The 18,008-nt window shown below is 70.3% G+C and carries 17 protein-coding genes and 1 tRNA gene; 12 read left to right on the forward strand and 6 right to left on the reverse strand.

Annotated elements, in window-relative coordinates:
- Nucleotides 1-7 precede the first annotated feature (7 nt).
- Nucleotides 8-643 (reverse strand): uracil phosphoribosyltransferase, encoded by a 636-nt coding sequence (gene upp, locus JIX55_RS25435; protein WP_257565593.1) that lies wholly within the window; start codon nucleotides 641-643, stop codon nucleotides 8-10.
- Between the two features lie 163 nt (nucleotides 644-806).
- Between upp and JIX55_RS25440 the strand changes: the two genes are divergently transcribed.
- From JIX55_RS25440 to JIX55_RS25475, 8 genes are all read left to right on the forward strand, one after another.
- Nucleotides 807-1,253 carry a hypothetical protein gene (locus JIX55_RS25440; protein WP_257565594.1) on the forward strand — a complete coding sequence of 149 codons (447 nt, stop codon included), beginning with the start codon at nucleotides 807-809 and terminating at the stop codon, nucleotides 1,251-1,253.
- Between the two features lie 440 nt (nucleotides 1,254-1,693).
- Nucleotides 1,694-2,218 carry a tRNA adenosine deaminase-associated protein gene (locus JIX55_RS25445; protein WP_257569480.1) on the forward strand — a complete coding sequence of 175 codons (525 nt, stop codon included), beginning with the start codon at nucleotides 1,694-1,696 and terminating at the stop codon, nucleotides 2,216-2,218.
- An 88-nt stretch (nucleotides 2,219-2,306) separates the two neighbouring features.
- Nucleotides 2,307-2,738: a tRNA adenosine(34) deaminase TadA gene (tadA, locus tag JIX55_RS25450; RefSeq protein WP_257569481.1), complete on the forward strand. Its 432-nt coding sequence runs from the start codon at nucleotides 2,307-2,309 to the stop codon at nucleotides 2,736-2,738.
- A gap of 144 nt (nucleotides 2,739-2,882) precedes the next feature.
- Nucleotides 2,883-2,967: transfer RNA gene (locus tag JIX55_RS25455), tRNA-Ser, on the forward strand.
- A 137-nt stretch (nucleotides 2,968-3,104) separates the two neighbouring features.
- Nucleotides 3,105-3,281 (forward strand): hypothetical protein, encoded by a 177-nt coding sequence (locus JIX55_RS25460; protein WP_257565595.1) that lies wholly within the window; start codon nucleotides 3,105-3,107, stop codon nucleotides 3,279-3,281.
- Between the two features lie 34 nt (nucleotides 3,282-3,315).
- Nucleotides 3,316-3,609 carry a Dabb family protein gene (locus JIX55_RS25465; protein ID WP_257565596.1) on the forward strand — a complete coding sequence of 98 codons (294 nt, stop codon included), beginning with the start codon at nucleotides 3,316-3,318 and terminating at the stop codon, nucleotides 3,607-3,609.
- 256 nt (nucleotides 3,610-3,865) lie between these two features.
- Entirely contained in the window at nucleotides 3,866-4,741 is an 876-nt protein-coding gene (locus JIX55_RS25470) for an RNA polymerase sigma factor SigF (RefSeq protein ID WP_257565597.1), read from the forward strand.
- Nucleotides 4,742-5,262: 521 nt separating this feature from the next.
- On the forward strand, nucleotides 5,263-6,183 hold the full coding sequence (locus tag JIX55_RS25475; protein ID WP_257565598.1) for an RNA polymerase sigma factor SigF: 921 nt from the start codon (nucleotides 5,263-5,265) through the stop codon (nucleotides 6,181-6,183).
- Between the two features lie 272 nt (nucleotides 6,184-6,455).
- Here JIX55_RS25475 and JIX55_RS25480 read toward each other — a convergent pair whose 3' ends face one another.
- Complete coding sequence (locus JIX55_RS25480) at nucleotides 6,456-6,662, reverse strand: hypothetical protein (protein WP_257565599.1); 207 nt, start codon at nucleotides 6,660-6,662, stop codon at nucleotides 6,456-6,458.
- A 172-nt stretch (nucleotides 6,663-6,834) separates the two neighbouring features.
- Here JIX55_RS25480 and JIX55_RS25485 point away from each other — a divergent pair, with 172 nt between their 5' ends.
- The 4 genes from JIX55_RS25485 to JIX55_RS25500 all read left to right on the forward strand — a co-directional run bounded on the left by JIX55_RS25485 (nucleotide 6,835) and on the right by JIX55_RS25500 (nucleotide 11,346).
- Nucleotides 6,835-7,284 (forward strand): MarR family winged helix-turn-helix transcriptional regulator, encoded by a 450-nt coding sequence (locus JIX55_RS25485; RefSeq protein WP_257565600.1) that lies wholly within the window; start codon nucleotides 6,835-6,837, stop codon nucleotides 7,282-7,284.
- 63 nt (nucleotides 7,285-7,347) lie between these two features.
- Nucleotides 7,348-9,852 carry an MFS transporter gene (locus JIX55_RS25490; protein WP_257565601.1) on the forward strand — a complete coding sequence of 835 codons (2,505 nt, stop codon included), beginning with the start codon at nucleotides 7,348-7,350 and terminating at the stop codon, nucleotides 9,850-9,852.
- 87 nt (nucleotides 9,853-9,939) lie between these two features.
- Nucleotides 9,940-10,821: a YceI family protein gene (locus tag JIX55_RS25495; RefSeq protein ID WP_257565602.1), complete on the forward strand. Its 882-nt coding sequence runs from the start codon at nucleotides 9,940-9,942 to the stop codon at nucleotides 10,819-10,821.
- Between the two features lie 54 nt (nucleotides 10,822-10,875).
- Entirely contained in the window at nucleotides 10,876-11,346 is a 471-nt protein-coding gene (locus JIX55_RS25500) for a PPOX class F420-dependent oxidoreductase (protein ID WP_257565603.1), read from the forward strand.
- A 258-nt stretch (nucleotides 11,347-11,604) separates the two neighbouring features.
- On the opposite strand, the gene JIX55_RS25510 is transcribed toward JIX55_RS25500, so the two are convergent.
- From JIX55_RS25510 to JIX55_RS25525, 4 genes are all read right to left on the reverse strand, one after another.
- Nucleotides 11,605-12,366 (reverse strand): TetR/AcrR family transcriptional regulator, encoded by a 762-nt coding sequence (locus tag JIX55_RS25510; protein WP_257565604.1) that lies wholly within the window; start codon nucleotides 12,364-12,366, stop codon nucleotides 11,605-11,607.
- A gap of 164 nt (nucleotides 12,367-12,530) precedes the next feature.
- Complete coding sequence (locus tag JIX55_RS25515; protein ID WP_443046518.1) at nucleotides 12,531-14,084, reverse strand: MFS transporter; 1,554 nt, start codon at nucleotides 14,082-14,084, stop codon at nucleotides 12,531-12,533.
- Nucleotides 14,085-14,197: 113 nt separating this feature from the next.
- On the reverse strand, nucleotides 14,198-16,399 hold the full coding sequence (locus JIX55_RS25520) for an ArnT family glycosyltransferase (RefSeq protein ID WP_257565606.1): 2,202 nt from the start codon (nucleotides 16,397-16,399) through the stop codon (nucleotides 14,198-14,200).
- Nucleotides 16,396-18,000, reverse strand: coding sequence for a bifunctional glycosyltransferase family 2/GtrA family protein (locus JIX55_RS25525; RefSeq protein ID WP_257565607.1), 1,605 nt, complete (start codon nucleotides 17,998-18,000; stop codon nucleotides 16,396-16,398). The genes JIX55_RS25520 and JIX55_RS25525 overlap by 4 nt, the downstream gene beginning before the upstream one ends.
- Nucleotides 18,001-18,008 lie beyond the last annotated feature (8 nt).

Raw genomic sequence — 18,008 nt, forward strand, 5'->3', positions numbered from 1 at the left:
TACGGGGCTATTCGGCGGCGCCGTACAGCCGGTCGCCCGCGTCTCCCAGGCCCGGCACGATGTAGCCGTGCTCGTTGAGGCGCTCGTCGACGGCGGCGGTCACGACCGTCACCGGGGCGCCCGCCAGCTCGCGCTCCATGATCTCGACGCCCTCGGGGGCGGCGAGCAGCACCACGGCGGTCACGTCGTCCGCGCCGCGGGCGATCAGCTCACGGATCGCGGCGACGAGCGTGCCGCCGGTGGCGAGCATGGGGTCGAGGACGTACACCTGGCGCCCGGAGAGGTCCTCGGGCATGCGCGAGGCGTACGTGGAGGCCTGGAGCGTCTCCTCGTTACGGATCATGCCCAGGAAGCCCACCTCGGCGGTCGGCAGGAGCCGGACCATGCCGTCCAGCATGCCGAGGCCGGCCCGCAGGATCGGCACGACGAGCGGACGCGGATGGGAGAGCTTGACGCCCGTGGTCGAGGCGACCGGCGTCGTGATGTCGACCTGCTCCGTGCGCACGTCCCGCGTGGCCTCGTAGGCGAGCAGGGTGACCAGTTCGTCGGCGAGACGACGGAAGGTCGGGGAGTCGGTGCGCCGGTCGCGCAGCGTGGTGAGCTTGTGAGCGACCAGGGGGTGGTCGACGACATGGAGACGCATGTCCACAACAGTAACCGCGGCCACAACGCCCAGCGCCCCGTCCCCGGCTCGTCCCCGCCCCGCCACCCGCTTCACCCTCCCGATGGCATCAAACCCCCCGTCGGAGGGAAAGTGGGATGAACGTAGCTGGACTGCCGAGCCGACGCCGGACGGTGGTGAGCCCATGGCAGACGTGGACGACGGTTCCCCGCGACAGCGCGACACCAACAGGGGGACCGATCAGGAGCATGCTGCTGACCAGCAGCAGAGGGCCGAGCGGGGGCGCATGGTCGACAGAACGGCACGGACGACTGACGGCGGCACGACACAGACGACCAGCAGGACGGCGCCTACGCCGGACCGGGCAGCGCGAACAGCCGGACGAACGGCGCAGACCGCCGGTGGGGCATCGCAGACGACCGGCGGGGCGGCACGCACGAACGGCCAGGCGCGGGCAGCCGGTGGGGCGCAGGAGGACGAGCGGGAGAACGACGCCGCACGTCGGCGGCGACGGGCGCAGTTCCTGCGGGAGCGGACGGAAGCGCGGGAACTGCGGGACCGGGTCCAGCCGCGACGCGCCAAGGCCGCCCGACTCCGCCACGCCATGCGTATGCGTACCTTCCGCTGGTGACCTCGGGCGGAACAGACACCGCCGCGCTTGGCTCACCCACTCCTCTACCCAGCCCCCTCCTTGGCCCTTCTCTCGGCTCACCCCGCCCCTCCCGGTCCTCCCTCACCTGGCTCTCCCTCACCTTCCTTCCCTCCCCACTCGTCCCAACGGATCCCCATCCCGTGCTCCCGGGGTACGCGTGGGCCGTTCCCGGGGTGGCCGTGCGGATGCGGCCAGGAACTCCGCGTACGATCCGCTGGTGGCAGCAACAGGTGCGCAGGTGAACGGCGGACCCACCGGCGATCAAAAGAGCCGGACACAGGGAGCCGAAGATGTCCCCTGGGCGCTCTGTTTCTGCCACGATTCCGAGTGGGTGGGGCTCGGACCGCAAGCCTCCCCATCCGCAACCTCCGCCGGGGGGACCCCCAACCGGCACGCCTATGACCAGTGGGAGAGTCACGGTGTACTTCGCCGCACTGCTCGCGCGCACCGAAGACGGGTGGGAAGCGAGCGACAGAGAGCTCGACGATGTGGAAACCCTGTCGGATCTGGCCGACCTGGCCCGTGAAGCCTCGCCCGAGGACGACACGGTGCTGGTGCTCATCGAGCAGGAGGACGCGTGGTTCGGCGTCGTCCGCATCGATGGCGAGGAAGACCCTCGTATCTACGTCTCTGACGCCGCCGCCGCTGCCCGCAGCAGCTACGGCGAGATCCTGCTCACCGACGAACTGCTCGGAAGGGAGCCCGGCGACGACGACCCCGACCTGGACGCCCTCGACCTCGACGGCACGGAGGACGGTGAGCCTGACGACGAGGACGACGACACGGCCGCCGAGGCCGTGCCGCACAGCCCGGTCGGCGACAGCGAGATCCTCGACGACCTGGGGGTGAGCGAGAAGGAGCTGCGCGCCCTCGACGCCGACGACGCCCTCAACTCGATCGCCGAGGCCCTCGGGGCGTCGGAGGTCCTGGAGACGGTCCGCTAGGGCCATCCGCTACGTTCCCGGGGTGACCGAAGCAACCGACGCAGAGGCACCGGGCCCCGATCCGGTACGCGACCGCTGGCGGGCCGCGATGCGGCTCGCCCTGGCCGAGGCCGGGCGGGCCGCCGAGGGCGGTGACGTCCCGGTCGGTGCGGTCGTCCTGTCCCCGGACGGCACGACCGTGCTGGCCACCGGGCACAACGAACGTGAGGCGACCGGCGACCCGACCGCCCACGCGGAGGTGCTCGCCGTCCGCCGGGCGGCGGCAGCACTCGGCGAATGGCGGCTGATCGGCTGCACGCTCGTCGTCACCCTCGAACCCTGCACGATGTGCGCGGGCGCGCTCGTGCAGTCCCGGGTCGACCGGGTCGTCTACGGCGCCCGTGACGAGAAGGCCGGCGCCACCGGCTCCCTCTGGGACGTCGTACGCGACCGTCGGCTCAACCACCGCCCCGAGGTCGTCGAGGGCGTACTCGCCGACGAGTGCGCCCGCCTCCTCACCGACTTCTTCCGCACCCGTTGACGTCCCGCTGACGTCCCGCTGACGCTCAGGTGCCGACTCCTTGACGGCTCGTCCGCACCGCGTCGCCACCACGTCCGCACCGGCCTCAGGCCCAGCCCGATACCGATTTCAAAGCACGCCCCACCTTGTTGTAAGGTCTCTCTCGGTAGCGTGTCCGAGCGGCCGAAGGAGCTCGCCTCGAAAGCGAGTGTGGCGCAAGTCACCGAGGGTTCAAATCCCTCCGCTACCGCCGAAGAAGGGTCCCGTCGTCAGACGGGGCCCTTCGTGCGTTTCCGGTCTCTCCTGCGAACGCATGATCGGGTTACACTCGCGGCCGACAAAGAGGACCCAAGGGGCCCACGGGGCACAGAGGCGGGGGAGGCCGCAGTGGCGGTGCAAGGAAAGAAGATCGCGCTGTATGTGCTCGTGGTCTTCGTGCTCTACGTGATCATCACGGACCCGGAAAACGCCGCCGACTACGTCCAGATAGGGTTCGAGGGCGTCTCGAACGCCGCCCAGTCCATCGGCGACTTCTTCACCTGGATCGCCGACGGGGCCGAATAGCACCAGCACCTCGTACGACCTTCCCGGAGCTCCCATGATCCGCCACCTGGTCCTCTTCAAGCTCAACGAGGGTGTCGAGCGCGACGACCCGCGCGTCGTGAAGGGCGTGGACGCCTTCCGCGCGCTCGACGGCAAGATCGAGGGGATCCGCTTCTGGGAGCTGGGCTGGAACCTCAGCGACCGGCCCATCGCCTACGACTTCGCGATCAACTCGGCGTTCGACGACGCGGACGCGCTGCGCACCTACGTCGAGCACCCGGACCACCAGGCCGGCGTCGCCCTGTGGCACGAGTTCGCCACGTGGATCATCGCCGACTACGAGTTCTGAGCCCAACGACGCGTTCGGAACCGTACGACGCGTTCTGAGCCGTACGACGCATCCGAGCCGCGCAACGCGTTCCCAGCCGCACGAACGCGTTCCCAGCCATACGGCCGTATCTTCCGCCCCGCACCCGAACAGTGCGGGGATTTTTACACCCAATTGCCCTTCCTGCGCTCAACTCTCGTTCAACACGGCGATATGCGGTGCTTGATCACAGTGCACATGTCTTGTGATGCTATGACCGCTTTTGACGGTTGAGTTGATGGATGAAGAGGTGGCGTTGACCGTGTCGGCCAGTACTGCGCCTCCCCAGGAAGACGTCCCGGCTCCCGATCCCTCGCCGACCCAGGTCACGGCCCCCGTCCCGGAGAAACGTCGCGGCGCCGACACCCGGGCGCTCACCCAGATGCTCTTCGGTGAGCTGAAGCATCTGGTGCCGGGCACCCCGGAGCACAACCGCGTGCGCGGGGCGCTCATCGAGGCGAACCTCCCACTCGTGCGCTACGCGGCCGCCCGCTTCCGCTCCCGCAACGAACCCATGGAGGACGTGGTCCAGGTCGGCACCATCGGGCTGATCAACGCCATCGACCGGTTCGATCCGGACCGGGGCGTACAGTTCCCGACCTTCGCGATGCCGACCGTCGTCGGCGAGATCAAGCGGTACTTCCGCGACAACGTCCGCACGGTCCACGTCCCGCGCCGGCTGCACGAGCTGTGGGTGCAGGTGAACGGCGCGACCGAGGACCTCACCACCGCCTTCGGACGCACCCCCTCCACCGCCGAGATCGCCGAGCGGCTGCGCATCACCGAGGACGAGGTCCTGTCCTGCATCGAGGCGGGACGCTCGTACCACGCGACCTCGCTGGAGGCCGCCCAGGAGGGCGACGGAATGCCGGGGCTCCTCGACCGGCTCGGCTACGAGGACCCCGAGCTCGACGGCGTCGAACACCGCGACCTCGTACGGCATCTCCTCGTCCAACTCCCCGAACGCGAGCAGCGGATCCTGCTGCTCCGGTACTACAGCAACCTCACGCAGTCGCAGATCAGCGCGGAGCTGGGGGTCTCCCAGATGCATGTGTCGCGGCTGCTGGCCCGGAGCTTCGCGCGGCTGCGGTCGGCCAACCGGATCGAGGCGTAGGCGCTCCGCTTGGAGCGCCGGGTACCTGCCCATCTGCCGGTTTCCTGTGGTTTTGCGGCCGTGGATCGAGTGCGGCTGGTCGCGCAGTTCCCCGCGTTCCTTCGGGGCGCCGCCCCGGCACGAGACGGGTGACCGTCGGTAACCAAAGGACCCCCGTCGCATCGCGGATGGACCATGGGGCACACGGGGCGCACAAAGGCAGGCGGGGCGCACAGAATCAGCCAGCGGGACGCGCATGCAGGCCATGGGCGTAACCGAATGCGCTGTCGAGGTATCACCGGGGAGAGCGAATCACCCATCACCCTTCTTTCCGGCCGTTCCGACCTGAAAGCCACTCAGACCGCCTTTTTCCAGGGCCTATTCACCCTCTCCATGTCGACATGTCACTACATCGCGTTGCCGACGTGTGACATTCTTCCCCCAGCGCGTTTGCCGTGGCCTCGCCGCCGGTATTCAGGTGGAGGCTGCGTTCCTTACGACGGAGCGTCCGCCGCGACCGTCCGCGACCCAAAGGGGGTGGCATGTCCGCAGACCAGGGCAGCTCGAAGGTGCTCACGCTCGACAAGAGCGAGACCGCGCCCGACGCTATCCAGGCCCCTCAGGACCTTCAGGCGCTTGAGGACCTTCCCGGTCCCCCGGCTCCTCCGGTGACTGACTTCCCGGCCTTGTCGGCCTCGGCGAACATCGACACCCGCACCCTGTCCCGCTCCCTGTTCCTGCGGCTGGCCGCACTCGACGAGAACAGCCCCGAGCGTGCCTATGTCCGGGACACCCTCATCGAGCTCAACCTCCCGCTGGTGCGTTACGCCGCCGCCCGTTTCCGGTCGCGCAACGAGCCCATGGAGGACATCGTCCAGGTCGGAACGATCGGCCTGATCAAGGCGATCGACCGCTTCGACTGCCAACGGGGCGTGGAGTTCCCGACGTTCGCGATGCCGACGGTCGTGGGCGAGATCAAGCGGTTCTTCCGCGACACCTCGTGGTCGGTCCGCGTCCCGCGGCGCCTCCAGGAGCTGCGCCTGGCCCTCACCAAGGCCAGCGACGAGCTGTCCCAGAAGCTCGACCGCTCCCCGACGGTCACCGAACTCGCCGCCGTACTGGGCGTGTCCGAGGAGGACGTCGTCGACGGCCTCGCGGTGGGCAACGCGTACACGGCGTCGTCGCTGGACTCCCCGGCCCCCGAGGACGACGGTGGCGAGGGCTCCCTCGCGGACCGCCTCGGCTACGAGGACACGGCGCTGGAGGGCGTGGAGTACCGCGAGTCCCTGAAGCCGCTGCTGGCCAAGCTGCCGCCCCGCGAGCGCCGGATCATCATGCTCCGCTTCTTCGCGAACATGACGCAGTCCCAGATCGGCGAGGAGGTCGGCATCTCCCAGATGCACGTCTCCCGCCTGCTCACCCGGACCCTGGCCCAGCTCCGCGAGGGCCTGATCTCCGACTGAGTCCCACGGGACACGTTGACACGTGACCGCCGGGGTGCCCTTGAGAGGGCAGCCCGGCGGTTGTCGTGCTTATAGGTGGGTGCTTATAGGTGGTGGGCGAGTGCGGGTCGTAGGTGGTTGCTCACGCGGTTCCCCGCGCCCCTGAGAGCGTGGGTGCCACCCGGCGCCTTCAGGGGCGTGGGGAACCGCGCGACCCGCCACGAACAGACCGGCAGCCGCAAGATCACAAGAACCCGGCAGATGAGCAGGCACCCATCCGGCAGGCGCCACACTCACGCCAGCGCGAGCCACACCACGGCGGCCACCACGGCCACCGCCGCGATCACACCGACGATCACACCGATCCGGGGCCCGGAGGACCCGGCCGCGGCCGCGGCCGTCCGTCGGCCCCCCGCAGGTGTCTCGTCGACGAAGGCGCGGAACATCTGGGTGCTGCCCGCGGGGTCGTAGTTGCCCTGGGGGCCCTGGTTGTCAGCCATGGCCCGAGACCTTAGCGAATGGGGTAACGGCGCCCCAAGCCCGGTTACTGCCCGGGAGCCCGCCGATCGTTCTCCTTTGCCAAGACTTGGGCCGCGAACACCCCGATTCCATTTGCCTGTAGCAACCATCCAGTCCTATGGTTGCCCTAAGCAACAAATAGGGAGGGACTCCATGGCCGGGCAGGCGCACTACGAGGAGCTGGCGCGACAGCTCAGTGCCATCGGGGCCGTGAAGCGGGAGATCGGTCGGATGCTGCCGTACGACTGCCCCGGCGGATCGGCGGGAGTCCTGACCCTGCTGGGGCGGCACGGCGACATGCGGATGAGCAGGCTCGCCGAGCTGCTCTCGGTGGACATGTCGGTGACCAGTCGTCATGTCGCGCACGTCGCCGAGCGAGGCTGGATCGAACGCCTCCCCGACCCGGCGGACAGACGCTCCCGCATCCTCCGCCTGACCCCCGAGGGCCGGGCCATGATCGCCGAGCTGTACCGGCGCAGCAGCCGGCTGATGGCCGAACGGCTGAGCGACTGGTCCGACGACGAGGTCGGACAGCTCGCCCGGCTCCTGGGCCGGCTGCGCGAGAGCTTCGACGCCGCCGCACCGCCCCGCACACCCGTGTAGCGGACCGCGAACGACAGACCGGCAACCCGTACACCCGCAAAGAGCACAGGAGAAGGAAGCCCCATGGCAACAACCACACCAGCCGGTGTGCGGGCTCACGCCAAGCACGGAGGCGGCACCGCCAAGGGTGCCCCCCACAGCGGTGGCGACGACGCCCCGATGACGCACCGGCAGATCATGGAAGCGCTGACCGGGCTGTTGCTCGGCATGTTCGTGGCGATCCTCTCGTCGACGATCGTGTCGAACGCGCTGCCGGACATCATCAAGGACCTGGGCGGCGGGCAGAGCGCGTACACCTGGGTGGTGACCGCGTCGCTGCTCGCGATGACGGCGTCCACCCCCCTGTGGGGCAAGCTCGCCGACCTGTTCTCCAAGAAGCTGCTGATCCAGCTGGCCCTCGTCATCTTCGTGCTCGGGTCGGCCGCGGCCGGGCTGTCCCAGAACGCCGGGACGCTCATCGCGTTCCGCGCGGTCCAGGGCATCGGCATGGGCGGGCTGTCCTCGCTGGCGCAGATCATCCTCGCGGCGATGATCTCCCCGCGCGAACGCGGCCGGTACAACGGCTACCTCGGCGCCACCTTCGCGACCGCCATGGTCGGCGGCCCGCTGGTCGGCGGGGTCATCACCGACACCGACTGGCTCGGCTGGCGCTGGTGCTTCTACGTCGGCGTGCCCTTCGCGGTCATCGCCCTGATCGTGCTCCAGCGGACCCTGCACCTGCCGGTCGTCCGGCGCAAGGTCAAGGTCGACTGGGCGGGCGCGTTCCTCATCACGGGCGCGGTCTGCCTGTTGCTGATCTGGGTGACGTTCGCCGGTGACAAGTACGACTGGGTGTCCTGGCAGACGTACGCGATGGTCGGCGGCACGCTCGCGCTGCTCGCGGTCTTCGTGCTGGTCGAGGCGAAGGCGAGCGAGCCGATCATGCCGCTGCGGCTGTTCCGCAACCGGACGATCGCGCTGGCCTCGCTGGCCTCGCTCTTCGTCGGTGTCGCGATGTTCGCGGGCACCATCTTCTTCAGCCAGTACTTCCAGCTGGCCCGCGACAAGTCCCCGACCATGTCCGGTGTCCTGACCATCCCGATGATCGCCGGCCTGTTCGTCTCGTCGACCGTCTCCGGACAGGTCATCACCCGCACCGGCCGCTGGAAGGCCTGGCTGCTCGCCGGCGGTGTGCTGGTGACCTCGGGCCTCGGACTGCTGGGCACGCTGCGCCACGACACCGCGTACTGGCACGTGGCGATCTTCATGGCCCTGCTCGGGCTCGGCGTCGGCATGATGATGCAGAACCTCGTGCTGTGCACCCAGAACCAGGTGGACCCCGGCGACCTGGGCGCCGCCAGCTCGGTCGTCACCTTCTTCCGCTCCCTCGGCGGCGCGATCGGCGTCTCCGCGCTGGGCGCGGTCCTGAGCCACCGGATCACCCACTACACGGAGGAGGGCCTCGCCAAGCTCGGTGTGTCCGGCTCCGCCACGGGCCACGGCGAGATTCCCGACCTGGACGCGCTGCCCGCGCCGATCCGCACGGTCATCGAAAGTGCCTACGGCCACGGCATCGGAGACGTCTTCCTCTACGCCGCCCCCTTCGCCGCCCTCGCGCTCGTCTTCTCCCTCTTCATCAAGGAAGTGCCGCTGAGGACCCACGGGGCGCTCGCCCAGGCGGCGGAGGCCAAGGCGGGGGAGACCGACGGGGAGGCGGAAGTGCCGGACGCCGCGCCGGCTCCGGCCATGGCCGCGGTGGCTGCGGCTTCCGCCGAGACACAGGCTTCGGCCGCGGTCCCGGTATCGGGCCACGGCAGCGGTGGCGGTGGCGGGATTCCCGTACGGGGTCATGTCCGCGGCGCCGAGAGCGCGCCCGTGCCCCGGGCCGCCGTCACCCTGATCTCGCTCGGCGGGCGGCAGCTCGGCCGTTCGGTCGCGGGGGCCGACGGGACCTACGTGGTGGACGCGCCCGGCGCCGGGTCGTATGTGCTGATCGCGGCCGCCGACGGGTTCCAGCCGCAGGCATCCACGGTGGTCGTGAACGGCGAGCCGGTCGCGTACGACATCCTGCTGAGCGGTACGAGCGGGCTGAGCGGTGTCGTGCGGACCGCCGGGGCCGGGGCGCCCGTGAAGGACGCCATGGTCGTGGTGACCGATGTGCGCGGGGATGTGCTGGCCGGCGGAGTCACCGGTGAGCAGGGCGAGTTCGGCTTCGGCGAGCTGGTGCCGGGTGCGGTCACCGTCGCGGTGAACGCCGCCGGGTACCGCCCGCGCGCCCTGCCCGTCGAGGTCGGCGGCACCGGCGTCACCCGGATCGAGGTCGACCTGGAGGCCGGGGCCCGGCTCCAGGGGGTCGTACGGGCGCCGGGCGGGCCGTTGGCCGACGCCCGCGTGACCCTCGTCGACGCGGCGGGCAACGTGGCCGGTACGGCCATCACCGGAGCGGACGGGGCGTACGCCTTCACCGACCTGGACGGCGGGGAGTACACGGTGATCGCCACCGGGTACCCGCCCGTGGCCACGGCCCTGACGGTCGCCGGCCTCGGCGTCGACGGCCACGACATCGAACTCGCCCACCCCGGCGAGTAGTTCGAGTAGTTCGAGTAGTTGAACCACCGGCCGGTGGAGCCACCCCCCGCTCCCCCGGCCGGTCGCATGCTGAGGAGTTGCACGGACATGGGACTGACCGCGAGGATCCGCACCCGGGACGGATGGGCCGTGTCGCACGCGGTCGTCACCGTGACCGACATGACCGGTACGCAGATGCTGCGGGCCGAGGCGGACACCGAAGGGGCTGTGCACGACCCCACGGCGCTCGCGCCCGGCGCGTACACCGTGATCGTCACGGCGGTCGGATACGCGCCGTTCGCCACCGGTGCCCTCGTGACGGAGGGGGGTACCTCCCGCCCGAGCGAAGCCGAGAGTGGGGGAGGCCGGGTCGAGATCGGCACCGTCACCCTCTCCCGGCTCGGCGGCACGGAACTGCCCCCGCCCGGGCCCTGGACCATCGACCCCGCCCACTCCTCCGTCGCCGCCGTGGCCCAGCACCTCGGCATCTCCAGCGTCCGCGGCCGCTTCACCGACTTCTCGGGCTCGATCGAGATCGCCCCGAGCCCGGACGAGGGGACCAAGTCCCGGGTGAAGGCGGTGATCCGGGCCGCCTCGATCGACACGGGAAACGGAATGCGGGACCAGCACCTACGGTCCCCGGACTTCCTGGACGTCGAACGGCACCCCGAGCTCACCTATGTCTCGACGGGGCTCACACCCGCCGGCCCCGACCGCTGGACCGTCCACGGTGAGCTGGGCATGCACGGGGTCGTCCGGCCGGTCGACCTGGACCTCGCCCACCTCGGCACCGGCCCGGACCCCTGGGGCGGCACGCGCGCCGCCTTCCGGGCCACCACCGAACTCCGCCGCGAGGACTTCGCCATGAACTACAACCAGGTGGTGCGGGCGGGCATCGCGGCGATCGGTACGACGCTGAGGGTGGAGCTGGACATCCAGGCGGTCCAGGGCGAGACGCTGCCGCAGGGCCAGGCATTCGCGCAGGCATAGGTACGCATGACAGGGTCAGGCTCGCGGGGCGGGTGAGGGCCTAGGCTGCGCCTCATGGCACGGAACATCGCGACCAACACGACGGTATCCCTCGAAGACCTGCTCGACTTCGTACGCCCCCGGCACCGGGCACTCCTGCTCACCCGACGGGCCGACGGCAGCCCCCAGGCCTCCCCCCTGACCTGCGGCGTCGACGACTCGGGACGCATCGTCGTCTCCACCTACCCCGAGCGCGCCAAGACACGGAACGCCAAGCGGGACGAGCGGGTGAGCGTCGTCGTACTCAGCGACGACTGGGACGGTCCCTGGGTCCAGATCGACGGCACGGCCGAGGTCATCGACTCCCCGGACTCCGTCGAGCCGCTGGTGGAGTACTTCCGGAACATCTCCGGCGAACACCCGGACTGGGACGAGTACCGCGCGGCCATGCTCAAACAGGGCAAGTCGATCATCCGGGTCACACCGACGAAGTGGGGCCCGGTGGCCACCGGTGGCTTCCCGGCACGACTGGTGTCCGGGGACTGACTCCCGCCTCACCGGACGACTGCCCGACGGACGGAGTCCGGCGCAGCCTGCCGAAGCCCGCGAAGCGGTGCAAGGGAGGCAAACGGAAGGGGCCCGCGCGGCCATGCTCAAGCAGGGCAAGTCGATCATCCGGGTCACACCGACGAAGTGGGGCCCGGTGGCCACAGGTGGCTTCCCGGCACGGCTGGTGGCCGGGGAGTAGGGCTGTGTCCCGGGAGTAGACCTGTGGCCGGGGAGCAGGGCCGGGTCCGGGGGTGGTCAGCCCCGTTCCGCCATCACCTCGATGCCGGCGACGAGGGTCTCCAAGGCGTAGGCGAAGTCCCGTTCGCGCATCTCCTCGACGGTGTCGCCGCCGCGGGCCTCCATGAGGTCCGCGGATTGCTGGACGACCTCGTGGTACTCGGGGGGGCCGGAGACCGCGCTCATGGCGTGCCGGAAGTACTCCTCCTGGGTCATCCCGGCGGTGGCGCAGCGCTGCACGAAGTGACCCTCGATGGTGCCGAAGCCGTACACGAACTGGAAGACCGCCGAGATGGCACCGGCCTGGCCGCGCGTGGGCAGGCCGGTGCGGCGGATCACGCGCTGCACGGCGAGCGAGAAGTCCAGCGAGTGCGGGCCGATGTTGAGGAAGGTGCCGGCGAGGGGCGACACCCAGGGGTGGCGGACCAGCACCGCCCGGTACTGCTCGGCCAGCGTGCGCAGCTGGTCCCGCCAGTCCTCGTCGGACTCCTCCGGGGGCAGCCGCATCTCGCCGAACGCCCGGTCCAGCGCCAGTTCCAGCAGATCGTCCTTGGTGTCCACGTACCAGTAGACCGACATCGCCGTCACGTTCAGCTCGGCGGCCAGCCGGCGCATCGAGAACTTGGCCAGCCCCTCCGCGTCCAGCAGCCGTACGGCCGTCTCCGTGATCCGCTCCCGGTCCAGCCCGGACGGCTGCCCGCTCCGCCCCGCCCGCGCCTTGCCCACCAGCCAGACACTGGCCCGCGCGGCGCCTTCGGCCCGACCGGCAGCCCTCACCATGACGCACCTTCCGAGAAATGACTCCGACGTTCTTTCACTGATGACGATGCTAGGCGTGCGGCGCTCCTCAAGGCGGCGCGCGCAGCGCGCACCTGCAGGGGCGCGGGGAACCGCGCGATCAACCACGACGTACTCGCAGCCGCACACGCACAGCACCGACCGAGTCAGTGGGCGATCACCAACTCCGCATCCCCCTTCTCCGCCCTGCGCAGCAGCCCCGCAGCCACCAACCCCCCGAGCAGCACAGCCACCGCCCCCACCAACAGACTCGTCTCCAGCCCGGCGGAAAACGCGTCCACCACCTCGGCCTTCTCCGCCGCCGTGTCCGCCGCCGCCAACGCCGCAGGCAACGACGCGGCCGCCACGGAAATCAGCGCCGCGAACCGGGAGTTGAGCACCGCGCCCAACACGGCCACCCCCAACCCCGTCCCGAACTCCGCGAGCGTGCCGTTGATCCCGGCGCCCACCCCCGCCTTGGCCGGCGGAATCGAGCTCATGATCGCGTGTGCCATCGCGGGGTTGGCGATCGCGCAGCCCACCCCGATCAGCACCAGTCCGAGCAGGGTCCCGGCGTAACCGCCGGAGGCCATCGTCGCGATGGAGGCCAGACCGCCGGACATCAGCACCATGCCCAGCGCGATCGACACCGGCATCCCGAGCCTGACCGTCCACTTCGCCGACAGCCCGGAGAAGTTGAGCACGACGACGACCAGGGCGAGGGGCGCGGTCCGCAGCCCCGCCTCCAACGCGTCGTAGCCGAGCACGAACTGCAGATGCTGGGTCAGCAGGAAGAGCGCGCCGCCCATGCCGAAGGTGATGAGGACCGCGCCCGCGACGGCGCCGATGAACCGCCGGTCGCGAAAGAAGTGCAGGTCGAGCATGGGATACGGGATACGGCTCTCCCAGTACGCGAAGGCCCCGAGGACGACCACGGCGACGGCGGCCGTGGCCGTCACCTGACCGGACGTCCAGCCGTGCTCGGGGCCCGAGATGATCGCGTAGACGAGGGCGGTCATGCCGATGGTCGACAGCAGCGCGCCCAGCAGGTCCGGCCGGTCGCCCTGCACCGGGGGTCCGGGGGTTGTCCCCCGGATGGACACAGCCTTCGACTCGGGGATCAGGGCGATCACGGCCACCAGGCCCAGCGCGGCGACCGGCAGGTTGATCAGGAAGATCGCGCCCCACCAGAAGTGGCCCAGCATGAAACCGCCGAGGAGAGGGCCGGCCGCGAAACCGAGGGCGTTGACCGCGCTCCAGATGCCGATCGCCTTCGGCTGCTCCTCGGACGCGAAGATCTGCATGGCCACGGCGAGGGTCGTGGTGAGGAGCAGCGCGCCGCCGACGCCCATCCCCGCCCGCGCGGCGATCAACTGCCCGGTGGACTGGGCGAGTCCGGCCACCAGCGAGCCGATGCCGAACAGCACCAGGCCCGCGATCAGCATCTTCTTACGGCCGTAGCGGTCGGCCGCGCTGCCCGCGGAGAGCAGCAGGCCCGACTGCACCAGCGAGTACGCGTTGATCATCCACTGGATGTCCGACGTGGCCGCCCCCAACTCCTCGGTGAGGGAGGGGATCGCCACGTTCAGCACGGTGTTGTCCAGCAGCACGGTGAGCTGGGCGAGACAGATGACGCCGAGGATCAGCCAGCGCCGGGGGTGGCCCTGGGCGATGGCACCGGGAGACTCGGTCGGGGCGGCGGGGGTCGGCATGCTGTACACCGTAGAACAACTCCTATACGGCGTACAACACGCTCGTCGTCGGCGTACGAGCGGGCGGTGACCCGGGGGTTCGGACGAACCCCCGGGTCACCGCCCCGCTTGCCGCCTGACCGTCAGCTGCCGCTCTTCGGCTGCGTCAGGTCGTAGAACGTCGTGCCGTCGACCGTCACCGACTCGAAGTTCTCCTGGACCCAGGAGCTGATCTGCGAGGAGGTGCCGTCGCCGCTGCCGCCCATGCCGCCGCCGGAGCCGCTGGAGATGAAGTAATGGATCTCGCCGTCCGCCACGTACTTCTTGAACTCCGCGAGGGTCGGGGACGGGTCGCTGCCGTTGAAGCCACCGATCGCCATGACCGGGTCACCCGTGGAGAGCTGGTAGCTCGCCGCGTTCTGGGCGCCGATGGCGGCGGCCGCCCAGGTGTAGTGACTCGCGTTCTTCTCCAGCAGTTCCTTGGCCTCGTCGCCGACGGAGGTGCCGTTGATCAGCCCGCCCATACCGCCACCGCCGCCGTCGCCCATGCCGCCGCCGGGGCCGTTCCGGGTCTGGCCGGTGCCCTGCCCCTGCTGGTTGTTCTGGCCGCCGACGGTCGGGGGCCGGCCCATCTGACCGTTGCCGTTCTGACCGTTGCCGTTCTGGCCGCCCTGCTGGTTGTTCTGGCCCGGCATACCGCCGCCAGGACCGCCGCCCATGCCGCCACCGCCGCCGGGACCGGCGCCGCGGCCGCCCGCGACCGAAGGACCGGCCGTGACGATCGAGCCGGTGTGGCCCTCGCCCAGGGTGGTGAGGGTGTACGCCGTCGGGCCGGCGACCGCGGTGACGAAGCCGAGGCCGACGACCGCGAGGGCCAGCCGCCGGCCGAGCCTGCCGACGAAGACCAGGCCGAGCGCGGCGACCAGGCCGCCGACGAGCACGACCCACCTGAGCCAGGGCAGGTAGTCGGAGGAGCGGTTGAGAAGGACGTAACCCCAGACCGCGGTGGCCGTCATGGCCGCCGCCATCGTGATCGTCGCCCACAACTTGCCGCGCTCCTGCCAGAGCAGGGCCCCGCCCATACCGATCAGCGGCGCGATGTAGGGGGCGAGGGCCACGGTGTAGTACTCGTGGAAGATGCCCTGCATGAAGCTGAAGACCACCATGGTGATCAGCAGCGAGCCGCCCCAGAGGAGGAACGCGGCGCGGCTGGTGTCGGTGCGCTTGAGCTTCCGCATCGCCCAGATCGCGGCGCCCAGCAGGATCAGCGCGGCCGGGATCAGCCAGGAGATCTGGCCGCCGATGGAGGAGCCGAACATCCGGTCCCAGCCGGTCTCGCCCCAGCTGCCGTTGCCGCCACCGCCGCCGACGCTGCCGGTCTCCTCGCCGTTGAGGCGGCCCAGACCGTTGTAGCCGAAGGTCAGTTCAAGGAAGGAGTTGTTCTGCGAGCCGCCGATGTACGGGCGGGAGGACGCGGGCCACAGCTCGACGATCGCGACCCACCAGCCACCGGCGACGACCATCGCCAGCCCGGCGAGCAGCACCTGACCGACCCGCTTCTTCACCGAAGCCGGGGCGAAGACCACGTACACCAGTGCCAGTACCGGCAGGATCAGGAAAGCTTGCAGGGTCTTGACCAGGAAGGCGAGACCGATGGCGACACCCGCCCAGACCAGCCACTTCGTCTGCGCCTTCTCCATCGCGCGGAGCGTGCAGTAGACCGCGGCGGCCATCAGCAGCGCGAGGGCCGCGTCCGGGTTGTTGAAGCGGAACATCAGCGCGGCGACGGGCGTGAGCGCGAACACCGCCATGGTGATGAAGCCGGCCGTGGCGTTGAAGCGACGGCGTATGGCCGCCCACAGCACCCCGGCGGTGGCGACGGCCATCAGGACCTGCGGGAACAGGATCGCGAAGGAGTTGAGGCCGAAGAGCCGTACCGACAGCGCCATCGGCCAGAGCGAGGCCGGGGGCTTGTCGACGGTGATGGCGTTGGCGGAATCCAGCGAGCCGAAGAAGAAGGCCTTCCAGGACTGGCTGCCCGCCTGCACGGCCGCCGAGTAGAAGGAGTTGGCGTAGCCCGAAGCCGTGAGGTTCCAGGTGTAGAGGCCGCCGATCAGCAGCAGTGTGAGGAGGAAACCGGGGCGTATCCAACGGTTGTCGTCCGGGCGGCCTCTCCACAGCCTGCGCCCGCGGGGCTGCTTGGGTTCGCCGGAGTCGGGGGCCGGGGTGCCGGTTCCGGTGGCATCCGGAACGACCGGCTCCTGCACGGCTGTTGTCGCCTCGGGCGGTCCCCAGGAAGGTTCCACGCCCCCCGGCTGGCTCGTTTTCTCGAACTGCGTGGTCATCGTGCGTTCCTCGAATCCTGATCGTGCGGGCGCACCGGCCGCATCTGCGTGGTCGCGTCCCCCCAGGTGCGGTCCGCGGCTTCACCGGCGCGGAACCGGTTCGTGGGGTACGGGGCGTTCTCGTTCGGGGCGTTCTCGTACAGGGCGTTCTCGTACGGGGCTTGGGGCGCCGTCGCGTACTCGGCGGTGTCGTTCCGGGGCGCCGTCGGGCGCTGCGGCAGCGGGTGGAACCGGTCCTGGTGGCCGTAGGGGCCGGGCTGACCGGGACGCACCGCCATCGACGTCGTGTAGGTGGGCGATGCCGGGTCGGCGGGCTGGTGCGAGGCGACGACGGTCGAGCCCGAGGAAGAAGGCGACCCGTCGCCCCGGTCCGGGAACACCCACGCCCGGAAGAGCAGGAACCGCAGCACCGTCGCGGCGAGGTTGGCGGCGATGAGAACCGCCAGTTCCGTGGAGTGCGCGGGGTCGGAGGTCGCCGCGTTCAGGGCGACCAGCGAGCCACTGGTGAGGGCCAGACCGATGCCGAAGACCACCAGGCCCTGGGCCTGGTGCTTGACGACACCGCTCCGGCCGCGGACGCCGAAGGTCAGGCGCCGGTTGGCCGCCGTGTTGGCGATCGCCGAGACCAGCAGGGCGAGCGCGTTGGCCGTCTGCGACCCCGAGAACGTCCGGAAGCCGCTGTAGAGGAGCAGGTAGAAGAGGGTGGAAAGGCCGCCCACGACGCAGAAGCCGAGGAGCTGGCGGGCGAGGCCGCGCGGCACGTCCTGGATCTCGCGGTCCCGGGGGTCGTCCCCGAACGGCCGGGCGATCCGGTCCAGCGCGAGCGATCCGGTGGCCAGGGCCCTGCCGACCCGCCAGACGCCCTTGAGGTCGTCGGTCGCCGTCTTCACGATGTGGACGGTCGAGTCCGGGTCGTCGACCCAGTCCACGGGCACCTCGTGGATCCGCAGCCCGGCCCGCTCCGCCAGCACCAGCATCTCCGTGTCGAAGAACCACCCGGTGTCCTCGACGAGCGGCAGCAGCACCTGGGCCACGTCCCGGCGTATCGCCTTGAACCCGCACTGCGCGTCCGAGAAGCGGGCCTGGAGCGAGCCGCGCAGGATCAGGTTGTACGCGCGGCTGATGAACTCCCGCTTGGGACCGCGCACCACCCGCGAGGAGCGGGCGAGCCGGGAACCGATCGCGAGGTCCGAGTGACCGGAGATCAGCGGAGCCACCAGCGGCAGCAGGGCGTTCAGATCGGTGGACAGGTCCACGTCCATGTAGGCGAGGACCGGCGCGTCGGACGCGGACCACACCGTCCTGAGCGCCCGGCCACGCCCCTTCTGCTCAAGCCGGAACGACGTGACCTCGGGGAGCTCCGCCTCCAGCCGAGCGGCCACCTGCGGGGTGGTGTCCGTGGACGCGTTGTCCGCGATCGTGATGCGGAAGGCGTACGGGAAGGTGCGCGCGAGGTGCTCGTGCAGTCTGAGGACGCACGGCTGGAGGTCCTTCTCCTCGTTGTAGACGGGGATCACTACGTCCAGGACAGGCGTACCGGCGTTTCCGGCCGGGAGGTGCTCCCGCGCCGGCAGGGTGCCGGGAGAAGAGTCGGTTCGCATGGCAACCA

Source organism: Streptomyces sp. DSM 40750 (assembly GCF_024612035.1).
Classification (GTDB): domain Bacteria; phylum Actinomycetota; class Actinomycetes; order Streptomycetales; family Streptomycetaceae; genus Streptomyces.

Bases quoted from the DNA above. Each gene is read 5' to 3' on its own strand.
- JIX55_RS25525 (WP_257565607.1), bottom strand. From the start codon at position 18,000: ATGCGAACCGACTCTTCTCCCGGCACCCTGCCGGCGCGGGAGCACCTC.
- JIX55_RS25470 (WP_257565597.1), top strand. From the start codon at position 3,866: ATGGATGAAGAGGTGGCGTTGACCGTGTCGGCCAGTACTGCGCCTCCC.
- JIX55_RS25480 (WP_257565599.1), bottom strand. From the start codon at position 6,662: ATGGCTGACAACCAGGGCCCCCAGGGCAACTACGACCCCGCGGGCAGC.
- JIX55_RS25475 (WP_257565598.1), top strand. From the start codon at position 5,263: ATGTCCGCAGACCAGGGCAGCTCGAAGGTGCTCACGCTCGACAAGAGC.
- JIX55_RS25495 (WP_257565602.1), top strand. From the start codon at position 9,940: ATGGGACTGACCGCGAGGATCCGCACCCGGGACGGATGGGCCGTGTCG.
- JIX55_RS25510 (WP_257565604.1), bottom strand. From the start codon at position 12,366: ATGGTGAGGGCTGCCGGTCGGGCCGAAGGCGCCGCGCGGGCCAGTGTC.
- JIX55_RS25465 (WP_257565596.1), top strand. From the start codon at position 3,316: ATGATCCGCCACCTGGTCCTCTTCAAGCTCAACGAGGGTGTCGAGCGC.
- upp (WP_257565593.1), bottom strand. From the start codon at position 643: ATGCGTCTCCATGTCGTCGACCACCCCCTGGTCGCTCACAAGCTCACC.
- JIX55_RS25500 (WP_257565603.1), top strand. From the start codon at position 10,876: ATGGCACGGAACATCGCGACCAACACGACGGTATCCCTCGAAGACCTG.
- JIX55_RS25440 (WP_257565594.1), top strand. From the start codon at position 807: ATGGCAGACGTGGACGACGGTTCCCCGCGACAGCGCGACACCAACAGG.
- JIX55_RS25520 (WP_257565606.1), bottom strand. From the start codon at position 16,399: ATGACCACGCAGTTCGAGAAAACGAGCCAGCCGGGGGGCGTGGAACCT.
- tadA (WP_257569481.1), top strand. From the start codon at position 2,307: ATGCGGCTCGCCCTGGCCGAGGCCGGGCGGGCCGCCGAGGGCGGTGAC.
- JIX55_RS25490 (WP_257565601.1), top strand. From the start codon at position 7,348: ATGGCAACAACCACACCAGCCGGTGTGCGGGCTCACGCCAAGCACGGA.
- JIX55_RS25485 (WP_257565600.1), top strand. From the start codon at position 6,835: ATGGCCGGGCAGGCGCACTACGAGGAGCTGGCGCGACAGCTCAGTGCC.